The sequence below is a fragment of the Pseudomonas muyukensis genome (assembly GCF_019139535.1).
GTDB lineage: Bacteria > Pseudomonadota > Gammaproteobacteria > Pseudomonadales > Pseudomonadaceae > Aquipseudomonas > Aquipseudomonas muyukensis.
On sequence record NZ_CP077073.1, the window covers coordinates 2,246,570 to 2,260,720 of the forward strand.

A 14,151-nucleotide genomic window follows, 5' to 3' on the forward strand; every position below is an offset into this window, starting at 1 on the left:
AATCCTGGGGCGCTACGCGGCCCTTTCGCGACACAAGGCCGCTCCTACAGGGGGGATATCCCGACGCTCAGGCGTTTCCCCCGCTTGCGCTCAGCCAGCCCCCACACCACCAGCGCCAGCGCACCGATCACCAGTCCGGCCACCACGATCCCATCCCAGCCATGCACCTCGAACAGCTGTGTCCCCAGCAACGACCCCAGCGCCCCGCCAATGAAGTAACAGGTGATATACCCGGCATTGAGCCGTGTGCGCGCCTCGGGGCGCAGCACGATCACCGCGTTCTGGTTGCTCACATGCACCAGCTGCACCGCCAGGTCGAGCAGCAGCACCCCCACCAGCAACGCCGCCAGCGAACTTTGCGCGAAGCCCAGCGGCAGCCACGCCAGCAACAACGCCACCAGGCCAACGGTGGTGCCCAGCGGGCCCTTGCCGCGGTCGGCCAGGCGCCCGGCCCAGTTGGCCGCCAGCGCGCCCACCGCCCCGGCCAGGCCGAACAGGCCGATCACCGCGTCCGAGTAGTGGTAGGGCGCATCGCTCAGCAGGAATGCCAGCGGCGTCCAGAACAAGGCGAACAGGCTGAACGCCAGCAGCCCGAGCAGCGAACGCAGGCGCAGCACCGGCTCCTCGAGGAACAGGCGAAACACCGAGCCGATCAGCGCCGGGTACTTCAACCCGGCGTGGCTGTGGTGCTGCGGCAGGCTGCGGTACAGGGCCAGGGCGCTGAGCGCCATCAGCAGCGCCGCCAGCACATAGATGCTGCGCCAGCCGCCCAGCTCGGCCATGAAGCCTGCGGCGGTGCGCGCCAGCAAGATGCCCAGCAGCAGGCCGCTCATCAGCGTGCCCACGGCGCGACCGCGTTGCTCCGGGGCACTGAGGGCGGCGGCCATGGGCACCAGCACTTGCGCCACCACCGAGAACAACCCGGTCAGCGCGGTGCCGAACAGCAGCCACGGCAGGTTCGGCGCGCAAGCGCTGATCACCAGGCCGGCGGTGGCGATCAGTACCATGGTCACGATCAGCCGGCGCTGTTCGAACAGGTCGCCCAGCGGCGCCAGCAGCAACAGCCCGGCGCCGTAGCTGAGCTGGGCGGCGATGACGATGGTGCCGGCGCTGGCGGTGCTCAGGCCGAACTGCTGGGCGATGCTGTGCAGCAGCGGCTGGGCGTAGTAGTTGCTGGCCACGGCCAGGCCGGTGGCGGTGGCCATCAGCAGGATCAGGGCGCGACCGAGAGTCGGGGAGTTCATGGGCAGTCTCGTTGCAGGCAAGGTTGTGTGGTGGCAAGTATCAGGAAGTGTCTTGCATGACACCAATGTATAGTTTTCAACTTATCCATCTTGAAAGCAGATAGATCGATGAACCTCAAGCAGCTCGAATATGCCCTGGCCGTGGCCGACAGTGGCAGCTTCACCCGCGCCGCCGAGCGTTGCCATGTGGTGCAGTCGGCCCTCAGCCACCAGGTGGCGCGCCTGGAGGCGCAGTTGGGGGTGAGCCTGTTCGAGCGCAGCTCGCGGCGCGTGCGCCTGACCCCGGCCGGCGAGGCCTTCGTGCTCAGCGCCCGGCCGGCGGTGGCGGCGGCCAGGCGGGTGGCCGAGGATGTCGCGGCCGCCTGCGGACAGGTGCGTGGGCGCCTGTCGATCGGCGAAATCAGCTCGCTCACGGCGCTGGATTTGGTCGATCTGCTGGCGGTGTTCCACCAGCGTTATCCGGATGTCGACGTGCGCTGGTTGAACGCCAAGAGCGAGCTGCTGTTGGCCGATGTGTGCGAGCGGCGCCTGGACGTCGGCTTCATCGGGTTGTGGCCGGGCGAAGTGCTGCACGGTGTGCAGCACCGGTTGTTGGCGCGGGAGGAACTGGTGGCGGTGTTGCCGCCTGCCCATGCGCTGGCGGGCAAGGCGCAGCTGGCCCTGGCCGAGCTGGCCGACGAGGTGCTGGTGGACTTTCCCGAGGGCACCGGGGCGCGTCGGCAGACCGACGAGGCGTTCCAGGCGGCAGGGTTGCGGCATCGGGTGCAATTCGAAATCGGCCATATTCGCCTGGTGGAAAAGTTCGTCCAGCGGAGCATGGCCGTTGGCCTGGTCCCCGAGCGTATCGCTCGGGGCTTCAAGGATGTTGTCATGGTGCCGCTGGTGGATGCGCCGGTGCGGCATCTGTATGCAGTCTGGTCGGCGAGCCCCACGCCGGCGGCGCGGGCGTTTCTCGACGTAATGGAACAGAGCCTCCCATCGACCTGATGTTCCCCTGTAGGAGCGGCCTTGTGTCGCGAAAGGGCTGCATAGCAGCCCCAGGATTTCAGCATTGGCGCTTGGATTGCCGAGGCCGCTGCGCAGCCCTTTCCGACCGGTCCGACGCCTCGGCGAGGCCGCTCCTACAAGGGATGTGGTGAGTCAGGCCGCGAACCCACCATCGGCCAGCAGGCTTGCCCCGGTGATGTAGCCGGCCTCAGGCCCAGCCAGGTAGGCGACGAAACTGGCGATCTCGTCCACCTGCCCATAGCGCCCGATCGCCATCAACGGGATCAGGCTGTCGGCGAACGCGCCGCTGGCCGGGTTCATGTCGGTGTCCACCGGCCCCGGTTGCACGTTGTTGACGGTGATCCCCTGCGGCCCCAGATCGCGCGCCAGGCCCTTGGTCAGGCCGACCAGCGCCGACTTGCTCATGGCGTAGGGGGCGCCGCCGGCGAAGGGCATGCGCTCGGCGTTGGTGCTGCCGATATTGATGATGCGCCCGCCCTGGCCCATGTGCTGCACCGCGGCCTGGGTGGCGACGAACACGCTGCGCACGTTGACCGCCAGCAGGCGATCGAACTCGCCAAGGTCGAACTCGGCCACCGGCGCCACCGCCAGCACACCGGCGTTGTTGACCAGGATATCCAGGCCACCGAAGGCCTGGGCGGTGTCGGCCACGGCTTGTTGCACGGCGCTGGCATCGGCGCTGTCGGCGCGCAGGGCCAAGGCCTGGCCGCCGTTGTCGTTGATCTGCGTGACCAGGGCCTGGGCCACCGTAGCGGAGCTGACATAGGTGAAGGCGACCTTGGCGCCGTCGCGGGCCAGACGGCGGACGATGGCCGCGCCGATACCACGGGAGCCGCCCTGGACCAGGGCCACCTTGCCGGTGAGGGGAAGTTGCTGGGACATGCTGATCTCCTGCGTTCAAGCCAGGCCGGATGCCTTGGATGGACGCAGTATCGACCTTGGATTACCTGCTGATAAGATGGCAATCACGATATGCAGAGTAAACCTTTGGTTGGTAATAGCCCTATGGAATCGTTCAGCAGCCTCGAGTGTTTCGTCCGTAGCGCCGAGGTCGGCAGCTTTGCCGAAGCGGCCCGGCGCCTGTCCCTGACCCCGGCGGCAGTGGGCAAGAACGTCGCTCAGTTGGAGGCCCGCCTGGGGGTACGGCTGTTCCAGCGCAGCACGCGCAAGCTGACCCTGACCGAGGCCGGGCAGCGATTTTTGGGTGAGGTCAGCGACAGCTTGCGCACCATCCAGTACGCCATGGCCAACCTGGCCAGTGCCGAAGGCCAGCCGGCCGGTTTGCTGCGGGTGAGCATGGGTACGGTGTTCGGGCGCCTCTACGTGCTGCCGCTGTTGGCCGAGTTCCTGCGCCGTTACCCGGCGATCACCCCCGACTGGCACTTCGACAATCGCCAGGTGGACCTGATCGGCCAGGGCTTCGATGCCGCCATCGGCGGCGGTTTCGAGCTGCCGCCGGGGGTGGTGGCGCGCAAGCTGACCCCGGCGCACCGGGTGCTGGTGGCCGCCCCAGCCTACCTGCAGCGCTGCCCGCCGATCGAACATCCGCAGGGGCTGCAGCGTCATGCCGGTATCCTGATCCGTTCGCCGCAGACCGGACGGGTACGGGCCTGGCCGTTGACCAGTCGCTGGCAGGAGCAGTGCCCGTTGCAACTGCCGCAGAGCATGACCATGAGCGATTCCGACGCCGCCTGCGCAGTGGCCGAGCAGGGGCTGGGCATCGCCCTGGTGAGCCTGCCGTTCGCGCTGGCGTATTTGAACACGGGGCGTTTGGTCCGGGTGTTGCCGGACTGGTATGTGGATGATGGGCACATCAGCCTGTACTACGCCGAGCACAAGTTGCTGCCGGGCAAGACTCGGGCGTTCATCGACTATGTCGTGGAGCGTTTCGCCGAGCAGGGGTTGGCCAGGCAGTTCAATGCCCTGTAGGGCCAGCCTTGCTGGCGCCTACAGGGTGCGGCGTCAGCTGACGTCGATGATGAATTGAACCTGCGCCAGCCCATTGACCACCAGGCTGATCTCGTCATCCACCCGCTTGCCGAGCAGTTGCTGGCCCAGCGGCGCACGCGGGGTGATCACCGTCACCTGCTCGGCGCCTTCGCCAATCTTCAACCCGGCGCCCTCGGGCCCGAGGAACAGCTGGCGTTGCTGGCCCGCCTCATCTTCGAGGGTCACCCGGCAACCGATCTGGATTCCCCGTGCCGGGTCGTAATCGCGCAGCAGCAATTGCTGATAGGTGACCAGCGCCTGGCGGATCTCGGCGGTGCGCCGCGCCTGCCCGGTGGCCAGGTACGACGCCTCCAGCCCCAGGGTGTCGTACTTGTTCTCGGCGATGTTTTCTTCGGCGGTGGCGGCCTCGTAGGCGGTCTGGGCGGCGCGGCGCAGCACCTGCATGTCCTGTTCGAGGGTGGCGACGATGCGTTGCAGCAGGGCGGGTTTGTCCATGGTCAGTAGCAGAACTCCAGGACGTTGGCCTGGCTCTTGTCGGTCGGCGCGGTACGGTTCTGTTGCAGCCAGAACTGGCACTTGGGGCTGTTCAGGTTGCGCGGGTTGCCCTGGGCGGCCTCGGCGGCCTGTTGCAGCTCTTGCTGGTGGAGGATCTGCTGGTAACGTTCGAACATCTGCGCCTGGGCGTCTTCGCTCGGTGCTGGCGCGTGGACCGGCGCAGGTTGCAGCAAGGCAGGGGCTGCGGCCTCGAGCAGCGGTTGTGCCTGTTCGGGCCACAGGCGCTGGGCCAGCCACAGGCTCAGGGCGATGGCCACGGCGCCGAGCCACAGGCCGAAGGCCACGCACAGGATCAACTGCACGGGCTTCAAGGTAATCCTAAGTTCGCGGGGGCGGGGCATGGCGGCCTCCTGGCAGGCGGGTCGAGGGTGCCATTGTCGCATGGCCCGGCAGTTATTTTCAGTGCCATGCTTTTGTCTGCGGGCATTTGCCCGCACAATCCGCGGTCTTTTTTTCGCAGGCATCGGAACCTGGCCATGAAACCCACCTGGGACATCTTCTGCACGGTCGTCGACAACTATGGCGATATCGGCGTGACCTGGCGCCTGGCCCGGCAGTTGGTGGCCGAGCACGGCATGGCCGTGCGCCTGTGGGTCGATGACCTGCAAGCTTTCCTGCGGCTGTGCCCGCAGCTTGACCCCGGCGCGGCGCAGCAATGGCAGCAAGGGGTGGAGATTCGCCACTGGCCTGCTACCTGGCCAGGCGCGGAGCCGGCCCAGGTGGTGATCGGCGCCTTCGCCTGCCAACTGCCGGACGGCTACGTCCAGGCCATGGCCCAGCAGCCCACGCCCCCCTTGTGGTTGAACCTGGACTACCTGAGCGCCGAAGACTGGGTGCAGGGCTGTCATGGTTTGCCATCGCCCCAGGCCAACGGGCTGCGCAAGTACTTCTTCTTCCCAGGCTTCACCGAGCAGACCGGCGGCCTGCTGCGTGAAGCCAGCCTGCTGCCGCGTTGCCAGGCCTTGCGCCAGACGCCCGGTGAGCGGGAGAGGTTCCTTGGCGGGCTGGGCGTGCAGCCTCAGCAGGGCGCGCGGCTGATCTCGCTGTTCGCCTATGAGAACCCGCAGTTGGGCAACTGGCTCGATGTGCTGGCCGCTGATGCCCAGCCCACCCACCTGCTGGTGCCGCAGGGGCGCATCCTTGGGGACCTGGGCGCATGGTTGGGCACGGCGCAGCTGCCCGTGGGCGCGCTGCATCGGCGTGGCGGGCTGACGGTGCAGGTGCTGCCTTTCGTCAGCCAGGACGACTACGACCGGCTGCTGTGGAGCTGCGACTTCAACGCCGTGCGCGGCGAGGATTCCTTCGTCCGCGCGCAATGGGCCGGCGTGCCGATGCTGTGGCACATCTACATCCAGCAAGAGAACGCCCACTGGGACAAGCTCGAGGCGTTCCTCGTCCTCTACCGTGAAGGGCTGTCGCCAGCTGCCGGGCAGGCGCTGGTCGAACTGTGGCGGGCCTGGAACATGGATCGGCCGATGGGGCAGGCCTGGGCGGCGCTGCAGCCGCACTGGGACGAAGTGCGCGAACATGCCCGGCAATGGCAGGCCGCGCAGGCCGCTCGGCCGGACCTTGCCACGAGGCTGGTACAGTTTTACCGAAATTCGCTATGATACGCGGCCTCGATTTTTATAAATCCATCCAGATTCGGATACTTCGTAATGAAAACTGGTAAAGAACTGAAACCCGGTACCGTACTGCGGATCGACAACGACCCGTGGCTGGTTCAGAAAGCTGAGTTCACCAAGTCGGGCCGTAACAGCGCGATCATGAAGACCAAGCTGAAGAACCTGCTGACCGGCTACAAGACCGAAACCGTATACGGTGCGGACGACAAGCTGGACGACGTGATCCTGGATCGCAAAGAAGCGACCCTGTCGTTCATCAGCGGTGACTCGTACACCTTCATGGACACCACCGACTACACCATGTACGAACTGAACGCCGAAGACATCGACGCCGTTCTGCCGTACATCGAAGAAGGCATGGAAGACATCTGCGAAGCGGTGTTCTTCGAAGGCCGCCTGGTATCGGTAGAACTGCCGACCACCATCAGCCGTCAGGTCGTCTACACCGAGAACGCTGCGCGTGGCGACACCTCGGGCAAGGTCATGAAGCCTGCCAAGCTGAAGAACGGTACCGAGATTTCGGTCGCCGACTTCATCCAGATCGACGAGTGGATCGACATCGACACCCGCGACAACAGCTTCAAGGGCCGTTCGAAGAAGTAATCTTCTTGCGACGAGCACAAGAAACCCGGCCTTGGCCGGGTTTTTTTGTGCCTGTCTCTGGCGGCTTGCCTCACCCCTGTAGGCGCGGCCTTGTGTCGCGAAAGGGGCGCAAAGCGCCCCCGACAGTGGAACAGGCGAACAGCAGATTCGGCCTTGCGAATTCTGGGGCCGCTATGCGGTCCTTTCGTGACACAAGGCCGCTCTGACAGGAATAGCCACCGCTGCGGTCAGACAGTTACATGCAAGCGCACATCCACATTGCCACGGGTCGCGTTGGAATAAGGGCAGACCTTATGCGCCTTCTCCACCAGCCCTTCGGCGTCGGCCTGGGCCAGGCCCGGCAGGTTGATGTGCAGGTCGATGTCCAGGCCGAAACCACCCGGGATCTGGCCAATACCGACCTTGGCGGTGATCGAGGCATCGGCCGGCAGGGCTTTTTTCTCCTGCCCGGCAACGAACTTCAGCGCGCCGATGAAGCAGGCCGAGTAACCGGCGGCGAACATCTGCTCGGGGTTGGTGCCTTCGCCACCGGCGCCACCCAGTTCCTTGGGGGTGCTCAGCTTGACGTCCAGCTTGCCGTCGCTGGAGCGGGATTTGCCGTCGCGACCGCCGGTGGAGGTGGCTTCTGCGATGTACAGTGGAGTGACCTTTTGCATCTTGATGCCTCGCTTGTGTGCTGCGCGCCGTCGGCGCTGAGTGGGTATGGATTTAAATTAGCGCGCAATTATTTAGTGCGCAAGTTAAATATTCGACCATTCATCGAACCGCTCGCCCACAGCATAGCCGTCAGAGGTGATCTTGCAGTTGCGCGCGCAGTGCCAGCAGGTCGGCTTGCAGTTTTTGCAGCTGTTCGGCGCTGTGGCCACTGGCCTGGAGGATGCATTGAGGCACGCGGCGGGCTTCGCCTTGCAAGGCGCGGCCCTTGTCGGTCAGTTGCACCAGTACCACGCGCTCGTCCTCGCGGCTGCGGCTGCGCTTGAGCAGGCCTTCGCTTTCCAGGCGCTTGAGCAAGGGGGTCAGGGAGCCGGGGTCGGTGAGCAGGCGCTGGCTGATTTCGCCCACGGTCATGCCGTCCCGTTCCCACAGCACGAGCATGGCCAGGTATTGCGGGTAGGTCAGGCCCAGGGCCTGCAGCAGCGGTTTGTAGACCTTGGTCATCAGCAACGAGGTGGAGTGCAGGGCGAAGCACACCTGGTTATCCAGCAATAGCTCGTTGCAGGGAGCTTGGGTGTCGGCGTTCATGCAGGTCCTTGGTATCGATGAGGATGGAAATCTAGCACGCCAAAGCTTGGTGCGCTTACTACCAGCGCAGCTCGCTTCTCAGGGCCAGGTCCCACGGTGGTAGCGGACTGAATCGGCTCTTGAGGAATTCGAGCAGCAAACGGCTGCGAGAGTTCGTTTCGTGTTCCAGGCGCAGGGCATAAATGCCGCTGGTTTCGGGTTCGGGCAGACCGTTTTGGCAAAACAGCGGGAGCAATTCGCCACGCAGCAGGTAGTCGCTGATCAACCAGGTGGGCAGGTGGGCCACGCCCAATCCTGCGAGGGCACCGAACAGCAGGGTCTCGGCGTTGTTGGCGGCCATGCGCATGCGGGCGGGGCGGTACAGCCGGGTCTGGCCGTCGACGTTGAAGCGCCAGGCGAACGGCGGTGCCAGGCCATCCCAGTCCAGGCCATCGTGGCCGGGCAGCTCGCTGGGGCAGGCCGGCACCCCGCGGCTGGCCAGGTAGGCAGGGCTGGCGCAGGCAATGCGCACCATGTAGGCCAGGGGCGTGGCCACCAGGCGGGTATCGGCCAGGGGGCCGGCGCGCAGCACCAGGTCGACTTCGCCCAGGTGGCTGCCGTGCAGGTCGACGAAGCTGTCGATCAGGCGCAGTTGCACGTCGAGCCCGGGGTAGGCCACCAGGAAGTCGGCAATGGCCGGGGCCAGGTGGCGTCGGCCAAAGGCGGCGGGGGCGTCGATGCGGATCAACCCTTCGGGGGCGTTGCTCAGCGACACCGCCTCGGCCCGCGCCAGGCGCAGTTCTTCGATGATACGCCGGGCCCGCTCGGCGAACGCGTTGCCCGCTGGAGTTGGCCGCACGGCATGGGTGCTGCGCGAGAACAGGCGGCTGCCCACGGCGCTTTCCAGGTTGTCGATGCGCCGGGCCACGGCAGACGGGGTCAGGGGGTGGCGACGGGCAGCGGCGGAGAAACTGCCGGTTTCCAACACGTCGAGAAACAGGCTCAGTTGTTCAGTGAGGATATCGGGGCTCATAGAGGTGTGCTTATGCAAGATACGCACAGCCATTGTGCGCTGCTGTGCGTTTCCCCGCTAGCCGCGACTGGGTAGCATGCTGCTCATTCTCTGAAAACAGGCGGATGAGGCCCGGATGATCGAGTGGTTGATGTATATCGTGTTGGGGGCGGCGCTGGGTACCTTGGGCGGCTTGTTTGGCATTGGTGGTGGGTTGATCGCGATTCCGGCGCTGGGGGTGTTGTTCGGCCTCGACCAGCAGCTGGCCCAGGGCACGGCACTGGTGATGGTGGTGCCCAACGTGCTGTTGGCGTTGTGGCGCTATCACCAGCGCAACCGCATCGAGCTGCGCCATGCCGTGCCGTTGTCGTTGTGCAGTTTCGTGTTTGCCTGGCTGGGGGCGATCTGGGCCGTCGGGATCGATGCCCAGTCAATGCGCCTGTACTTCGTCGGTTTTCTGGTGGTCCTGGCGGTGTGGAACGTGGCGCGGATGTTCCTGCCGGTGCGCCCGCCGAGCAACCAGCTGCGCTATCCATGGCCGTGGTTGGGCGTGTTGGGCAGCTTTGCCGGGACCATGGGCGGGCTGTTCGGCGTGGGTGGGGCGGTGGTGGCCACGCCGATATTGACCTCGGTGTTCGGCACGACCCAGGTCGTGGCCCAGGGCCTGTCGCTGGCGCTGGCGGCGCCGAGCACCCTGGTGACGCTGTTGACCTATGGGCTGCACCAGAGTGTCGTCTGGAGCGTCGGTATCCCCCTGGCGATCGGTGGTTTGCTCAGCATCAGCTGGGGCGTGAAGCTGGCCCATGCGTTGCCGGAGAAGGTGCTGCGGGCAATGTTCTGCGGGTTCCTGGTGGTGTGCGCGCTGATGCTCGGGTTCGAGCTGTAGTATGTGGGGCTGCTGCGCAGCCCTTTCGCGACACAAGGCCGCTCCCACAGAGGTCACGCGATCCCCTGTGGGAGCGGCCTTGTGTCGCGAAAGGGCCGCAAGGCGGCCCCTGGATCCCACCTGTCATTTGAAGCCTTCGACGATGTATTCGGCCATGCAGTCGGTGATGGGCGAATGCTGCTGGTCGTTGCGCAGCAGCATCACATTGGCCATGTGCAACTGCGGCAAGCCGTCTTCTTCGCCGAGGATGCGCAGTTGCCCGCCGACCAGGCTCTGCAATTGCGCGGTCACCGCCAGCCCCGCGGTGACGATGGCGAAGATCGCCGCCAGGCTGGGGCTGGTGTAGGCGATGCGGTACTCGATGCCCTGGCGCTCCAGGGCGTTGCAGGTCCAGGCCCGGCAGAAGCAGTCGGTGTTGAACAGCGCCAACGGCATCGGCCGCTGCTCCTGGGGGCAGAAACCCTCGGCGGCGGCCCATACCAGGCGCTCCTGGCGCAGCAGCTGGCCGACCTCGTTGCCCGGTTCGCGGGTGACGATGGTCAGGTCCAGGTCCTGGCGCAGCATCAATTGCTTGGACGAGTCGCAGTGCACCTCGACATGGATCAACGGGTAGGCCTGGGCGAAGCGGGTGAGGATGCTGGGCAGGTAGCGCATGGCATAGTCGTCCGGCGTGCCGATGCGTACCACCCCGACCATGTGCGGCATGCGCAGGGTGTTGAACACCTCGCCATGCAGCTTGAGGATGCGCCGGGCATAACCCAGCAGCACCTGGCCCTCGGCGGTCAGGCGTACCTGGCGGCCGTCGCGCTCGAACAGCTGGCGTTGGAGGATGTCTTCCTCCAGGCGTTTCATCTGCATGCTGACCGCCGACTGGGTACGGTTGACCACCTCGCCGGCGCGGGTGAAGCCGCCTTGCTCGGCGATGGCGACGAAGGTGCGCAGCACGTCGGCATCGAGACTCTGATACTGGGACATGGCATCAATCTCCTAGATGCACGGCATCAGAAACATTCGTTGGATTGATCTTAGGCCTGGGCAGAGACTGGAGCCATCCACAAGGAGGGCGTCATGATGAAAGGTCATTTCAACGTAGCTCACCACACGGCATCACCCCTGGGCCACCTGTTGCGCTGGTACGAGCTGCACCGCCAGCGCGAGGAGCTGGCGCGCCTGAGCGATGCCACGCTGCATGACCTGGGCTTGTCCCGGGCCGATATCCAGCAGGAGGCCGAGCGGCATTTCTGGGACGATCCGCTGCGCAAGTAGGCGCCTGGTTTACAGGCCAGGCCGATCGCAAACCCCGTAGAAGCCGGCTTGCCGGCGAACACCGGCGCAGCCGGTGCCAGGTAGCCCGGCGTCTGGTTCGCCGGCAAGCTGGCTCCTGCGCTCGCCAAGGCGCAGACTCTGCGGTATCCACAGGGAGGTCATGCAGTGTCTTCGAGCTTGTCCATCCACCAGGCCCGGCGCCTGGCCCTGAGCGCCCAGGGCTTCGCCAAGCCTGCCGCTGCCGAGCCCAGCCTTGCCAGCCTGCGCCGCACGCTCAACCAGTTGGGCGTGGTGCAGATCGATTCGGTCAACGCGCTGGTCCGCTCCCATTACCTGCCGCTGTTCTCGCGCCTGGGGGATTATCCACAGGCCCTGCTCGATCAGCTCGCCTGGGGCACGCGCCGCCAACGCCGGCTATTCGAGTATTGGGGCCATGAGGCCTCGCTACTGCCACTGGCGCTCTACCCATTGATGCGCTGGCGCATGGCCCAGGCGGCCGACGGCAAAGGCATCTACCGGCAGTTGGCAACCTTTGGTCGCGAGCGCCGCGCGGTCATCGAGCGGGTCCTGGCCGCCGTGCGCGAGCGTGGCGCGTTGGCTGCCGGCAGCCTGTCGACCCGCGCAGAGCGCGCCGGCCCCTGGTGGGACTGGAGCGAAGAAAAACACGCGCTGGAATGGTTGTTTGCCGCAGGCCAGGTCACGGTGGCCGGGCGTCGCGGCTTCGAACGCCTCTACGACCTGCCCGAGCGGGTGTTGCCCGCCGAACTGCTCGGGCAACCAGTGCCGGGCGCGGCCGAGGCGCAGCAGGGGCTGCTGTTGCATGCCGCCCAGGCGCTGGGGGTGGCTACCGAATCGGACCTGCGCGACTATTTCCGCCTGACGCCGCCACAGAGCAAGGCCGCCCTGGCCGCGCTGCTCGCCGATGGGCGCCTGCAGCCCTGCACGGTACAGGGCTGGAAACAGCCGGCGTACCTGCCAGGCACGCCGCGCATCCCCCGGCGCATCGAGGCCAGCGCCTTGCTTTCGCCGTTCGATTCGCTGGTCTGGGAGCGCAGCCGCACTGAGCGTTTGTTCGACTTTCGCTACCGCCTGGAGATCTATACCCCGGCCCACAAGCGGGTGTACGGCTACTACGTGCTGCCTTTCCTGTACCAGGAGCGCATTGCCGCGCGCCTGGACCTGCGCGCCGAACGCGCCCAGGGGCGGCTGGCGGTGCATGCGGTCCATGCTCAGCCCCCAGGATTGGACGAGGCCGGTTATCAGGCGCTGGCGCTGAACCTGTGGCGCCTGGCCGGCTGGTTGGGGCTGGCGCAGGTGCAGCTCAACTGCCCACGGGCCGAGGGCAGCCAGCTGCGCCAGGCCTTGCTCAGCGGCGCACCTGCTTGAGGGTTTCGGCGATCAGGAACGCCAGCTCCAGCGACTGGTCGGCATTCATGCGCGGGTCGCAATGGGTGTGGTAGCGGTCGGACAGGCCGTCCTCGGTGATCGGCCGCGCACCGCCGATGCATTCGGTGACGTTCTGCCCGGTCATCTCGATATGGATACCGCCGGCATGGCTGCCCTCGGCCTGGTGCACCTGGAAGAACTGCTTCACCTCGTCGAGGATCTGCGCGAAGTCGCGGGTCTTGTAGCCGCTGCTGGCCTTGATGGTGTTGCCGTGCATCGGGTCGGAGCTCCACAGCACCTGGCGGCCCTCGCGTTCGACGGTGCGGATCAGCCCCGGCAGGTGCTCGCCGACCTTGCTGGCGCCCATGCGCACGATCAGGTTGAGGCGGCCGGGGTCGTTGTCCGGATTGAGCACGTCAATCAGGCGGATCAGCGCCTCAGGGTCCATGCTCGGGCCAACCTTGACCCCGATCGGGTTGTGCACGCCGCGCAGGAACTCGACATGGGCCCCGTCCAGCTGGCGGGTGCGGTCGCCGATCCACAGCATGTGCGCCGAGCAGTCGTAGTAGTCGCCGGTGAGGCTGTCGCGGCGCACGAAGGCTTCTTCGTAGTTGAGCAGCAAGGCTTCGTGGGCGGTGAAGAAGCTGGTTTCGCGCAATTGCGGCGCGCTGTCCAGGCCGCAGGCGCGCATGAACGCCAGGGTTTCGTCGATGCGGTTGGCCAGTTGCTGGTACTTGTCGGCCAGGGCTGAGTTGGCGATGAAGTCCAGGTTCCACTTGTGCACCTGGTGCAGGTCGGCGAAGCCGCCCTGGGCGAAGGCGCGCAACAGGTTGAGGCTGGCGGTGGCCTGGTGGTAGGCCTGCAGCAGGCGCTCGGGGTCGGGCACGCGGCTGGCGGCGTCGAAGCCGATGCCGTTGACGATGTCACCACGGTAGGCGGGCAGGGTGATATCGCCGATGGTTTCGTCGTTGGCCGAGCGCGGCTTGGCGAACTGGCCGGCCATGCGCCCGACCTTGACCACCGGGCAGCCGGCGGCGAAGGTCATGACGATGGCCATCTGCAGCAGCACCTTGAAGGTGTCGCGGATCTTCGCCGCGGAAAACTCGGCGAAGCTCTCGGCGCAGTCGCCGCCTTGCAGCAGGAAGGCCCGGCCCTGGGTGACCTCGGCGAACTGCCGGCGCAGCTCGCGGGCTTCGCCGGCGAATACCAGCGGCGGATAGCCGGCCAGGGTCTGCTCGACCTTGAGCAGGTGCGCGGCGTCGGGGTAGGTCGGTTGCTGCTGGATCGGCAGGGCGCGCCAGCTGTCAGGGCTCCAGGGTCGGGTCATCACGGGCTCTATCTATAGTGTCGGTTCGGGCGTGCCTGCCATGGTAACGCTGGCGACGTGCTTGTTGC

At 66.1% G+C, this 14,151-nt stretch carries 16 protein-coding genes; 7 read left to right on the top strand and 9 right to left on the bottom strand.

All coding sequences use genetic code 11. The features are described 5' to 3' along the window. Window positions 1-44: 44 nt before the first annotated feature. A complete protein-coding gene (locus KSS95_RS10110) occupies window positions 45-1,244 on the bottom strand; it encodes an MFS transporter (protein WP_217853537.1) in 1,200 nt (399 codons plus the stop codon). Between the two features lie 108 nt (window positions 1,245-1,352). On the opposite strand from KSS95_RS10110, the gene KSS95_RS10115 reads away from it, so the two are divergent. Continuing rightward, window positions 1,353-2,231 carry a LysR family transcriptional regulator gene (locus KSS95_RS10115; protein ID WP_217853538.1) on the top strand — a complete coding sequence of 293 codons (879 nt, stop codon included), beginning with the start codon at window positions 1,353-1,355 and terminating at the stop codon, window positions 2,229-2,231. A gap of 153 nt (window positions 2,232-2,384) precedes the next feature. Here the strand turns inward: KSS95_RS10115 and KSS95_RS10120 are convergent, their stop codons facing one another. Beyond that, complete coding sequence (locus tag KSS95_RS10120) at window positions 2,385-3,134, bottom strand: 3-oxoacyl-ACP reductase family protein (protein WP_217853539.1); 750 nt, start codon at window positions 3,132-3,134, stop codon at window positions 2,385-2,387. Window positions 3,135-3,257: 123 nt separating this feature from the next. Between KSS95_RS10120 and KSS95_RS10125 the strand changes: the two genes are divergently transcribed. Beyond that, window positions 3,258-4,181, top strand: a complete 924-nt coding sequence (locus tag KSS95_RS10125; RefSeq protein WP_217853540.1) for a LysR family transcriptional regulator — start codon at window positions 3,258-3,260, stop codon at window positions 4,179-4,181. 33 nt (window positions 4,182-4,214) lie between these two features. Here the strand turns inward: KSS95_RS10125 and KSS95_RS10130 are convergent, their stop codons facing one another. Together KSS95_RS10130 and KSS95_RS10135 are read right to left on the bottom strand one after the other, a co-directional pair. Further along, window positions 4,215-4,697, bottom strand: coding sequence for a GreA/GreB family elongation factor (locus tag KSS95_RS10130; RefSeq protein ID WP_217853541.1), 483 nt, complete (start codon window positions 4,695-4,697; stop codon window positions 4,215-4,217). A 2-nt stretch (window positions 4,698-4,699) separates the two neighbouring features. Next, a complete protein-coding gene (locus KSS95_RS10135; protein WP_217853542.1) occupies window positions 4,700-5,098 on the bottom strand; it encodes a hypothetical protein in 399 nt (132 codons plus the stop codon). Between the two features lie 135 nt (window positions 5,099-5,233). On the opposite strand from KSS95_RS10135, the gene earP reads away from it, so the two are divergent. Both earP and efp read left to right on the top strand, forming a co-directional pair. Beyond that, window positions 5,234-6,367: an elongation factor P maturation arginine rhamnosyltransferase EarP gene (earP, locus tag KSS95_RS10140; RefSeq protein ID WP_217853543.1), complete on the top strand. Its 1,134-nt coding sequence runs from the start codon at window positions 5,234-5,236 to the stop codon at window positions 6,365-6,367. A 48-nt stretch (window positions 6,368-6,415) separates the two neighbouring features. After that, the gene (gene efp, locus KSS95_RS10145; RefSeq protein WP_060483780.1) at window positions 6,416-6,985 is read left to right on the top strand and encodes an elongation factor P; all 570 of its coding nucleotides are present in this window, start codon (window positions 6,416-6,418) and stop codon (window positions 6,983-6,985) included. Window positions 6,986-7,212: 227 nt separating this feature from the next. On the opposite strand, the gene KSS95_RS10150 is transcribed toward efp, so the two are convergent. The 3 genes from KSS95_RS10150 to KSS95_RS10160 all read right to left on the bottom strand — a co-directional run bounded on the left by KSS95_RS10150 (window position 7,213) and on the right by KSS95_RS10160 (window position 9,239). After that, window positions 7,213-7,641, bottom strand: coding sequence for an organic hydroperoxide resistance protein (locus KSS95_RS10150; RefSeq protein ID WP_134693075.1), 429 nt, complete (start codon window positions 7,639-7,641; stop codon window positions 7,213-7,215). Between the two features lie 130 nt (window positions 7,642-7,771). Beyond that, entirely contained in the window at window positions 7,772-8,227 is a 456-nt protein-coding gene (locus tag KSS95_RS10155) for a MarR family winged helix-turn-helix transcriptional regulator (protein ID WP_217853544.1), read from the bottom strand. A 58-nt stretch (window positions 8,228-8,285) separates the two neighbouring features. Continuing rightward, entirely contained in the window at window positions 8,286-9,239 is a 954-nt protein-coding gene (locus tag KSS95_RS10160; RefSeq protein WP_217853545.1) for a LysR family transcriptional regulator, read from the bottom strand. A 115-nt stretch (window positions 9,240-9,354) separates the two neighbouring features. Here KSS95_RS10160 and KSS95_RS10165 point away from each other — a divergent pair, with 115 nt between their 5' ends. Further along, window positions 9,355-10,104 carry a sulfite exporter TauE/SafE family protein gene (locus KSS95_RS10165; RefSeq protein ID WP_186662514.1) on the top strand — a complete coding sequence of 250 codons (750 nt, stop codon included), beginning with the start codon at window positions 9,355-9,357 and terminating at the stop codon, window positions 10,102-10,104. Between the two features lie 123 nt (window positions 10,105-10,227). Here KSS95_RS10165 and KSS95_RS10170 read toward each other — a convergent pair whose 3' ends face one another. Further along, on the bottom strand, window positions 10,228-11,079 hold the full coding sequence (locus KSS95_RS10170) for a LysR substrate-binding domain-containing protein (RefSeq protein WP_217853546.1): 852 nt from the start codon (window positions 11,077-11,079) through the stop codon (window positions 10,228-10,230). A 96-nt stretch (window positions 11,080-11,175) separates the two neighbouring features. Here KSS95_RS10170 and KSS95_RS10175 point away from each other — a divergent pair, with 96 nt between their 5' ends. Next, window positions 11,176-11,370 (top strand): DUF1127 domain-containing protein, encoded by a 195-nt coding sequence (locus KSS95_RS10175; protein ID WP_366518812.1) that lies wholly within the window; start codon window positions 11,176-11,178, stop codon window positions 11,368-11,370. Window positions 11,371-11,535: 165 nt separating this feature from the next. Next, window positions 11,536-12,756 carry a winged helix-turn-helix domain-containing protein gene (locus KSS95_RS10180; protein ID WP_217853548.1) on the top strand — a complete coding sequence of 407 codons (1,221 nt, stop codon included), beginning with the start codon at window positions 11,536-11,538 and terminating at the stop codon, window positions 12,754-12,756. Here the strand turns inward: KSS95_RS10180 and KSS95_RS10185 are convergent. After that, entirely contained in the window at window positions 12,737-14,083 is a 1,347-nt protein-coding gene (locus tag KSS95_RS10185; RefSeq protein WP_217853549.1) for a class II 3-deoxy-7-phosphoheptulonate synthase, read from the bottom strand. The two genes, KSS95_RS10180 and KSS95_RS10185, sit on opposite strands and share 20 nt — an antisense overlap. Between the last annotated feature and the right edge of the window lie 68 nt (window positions 14,084-14,151).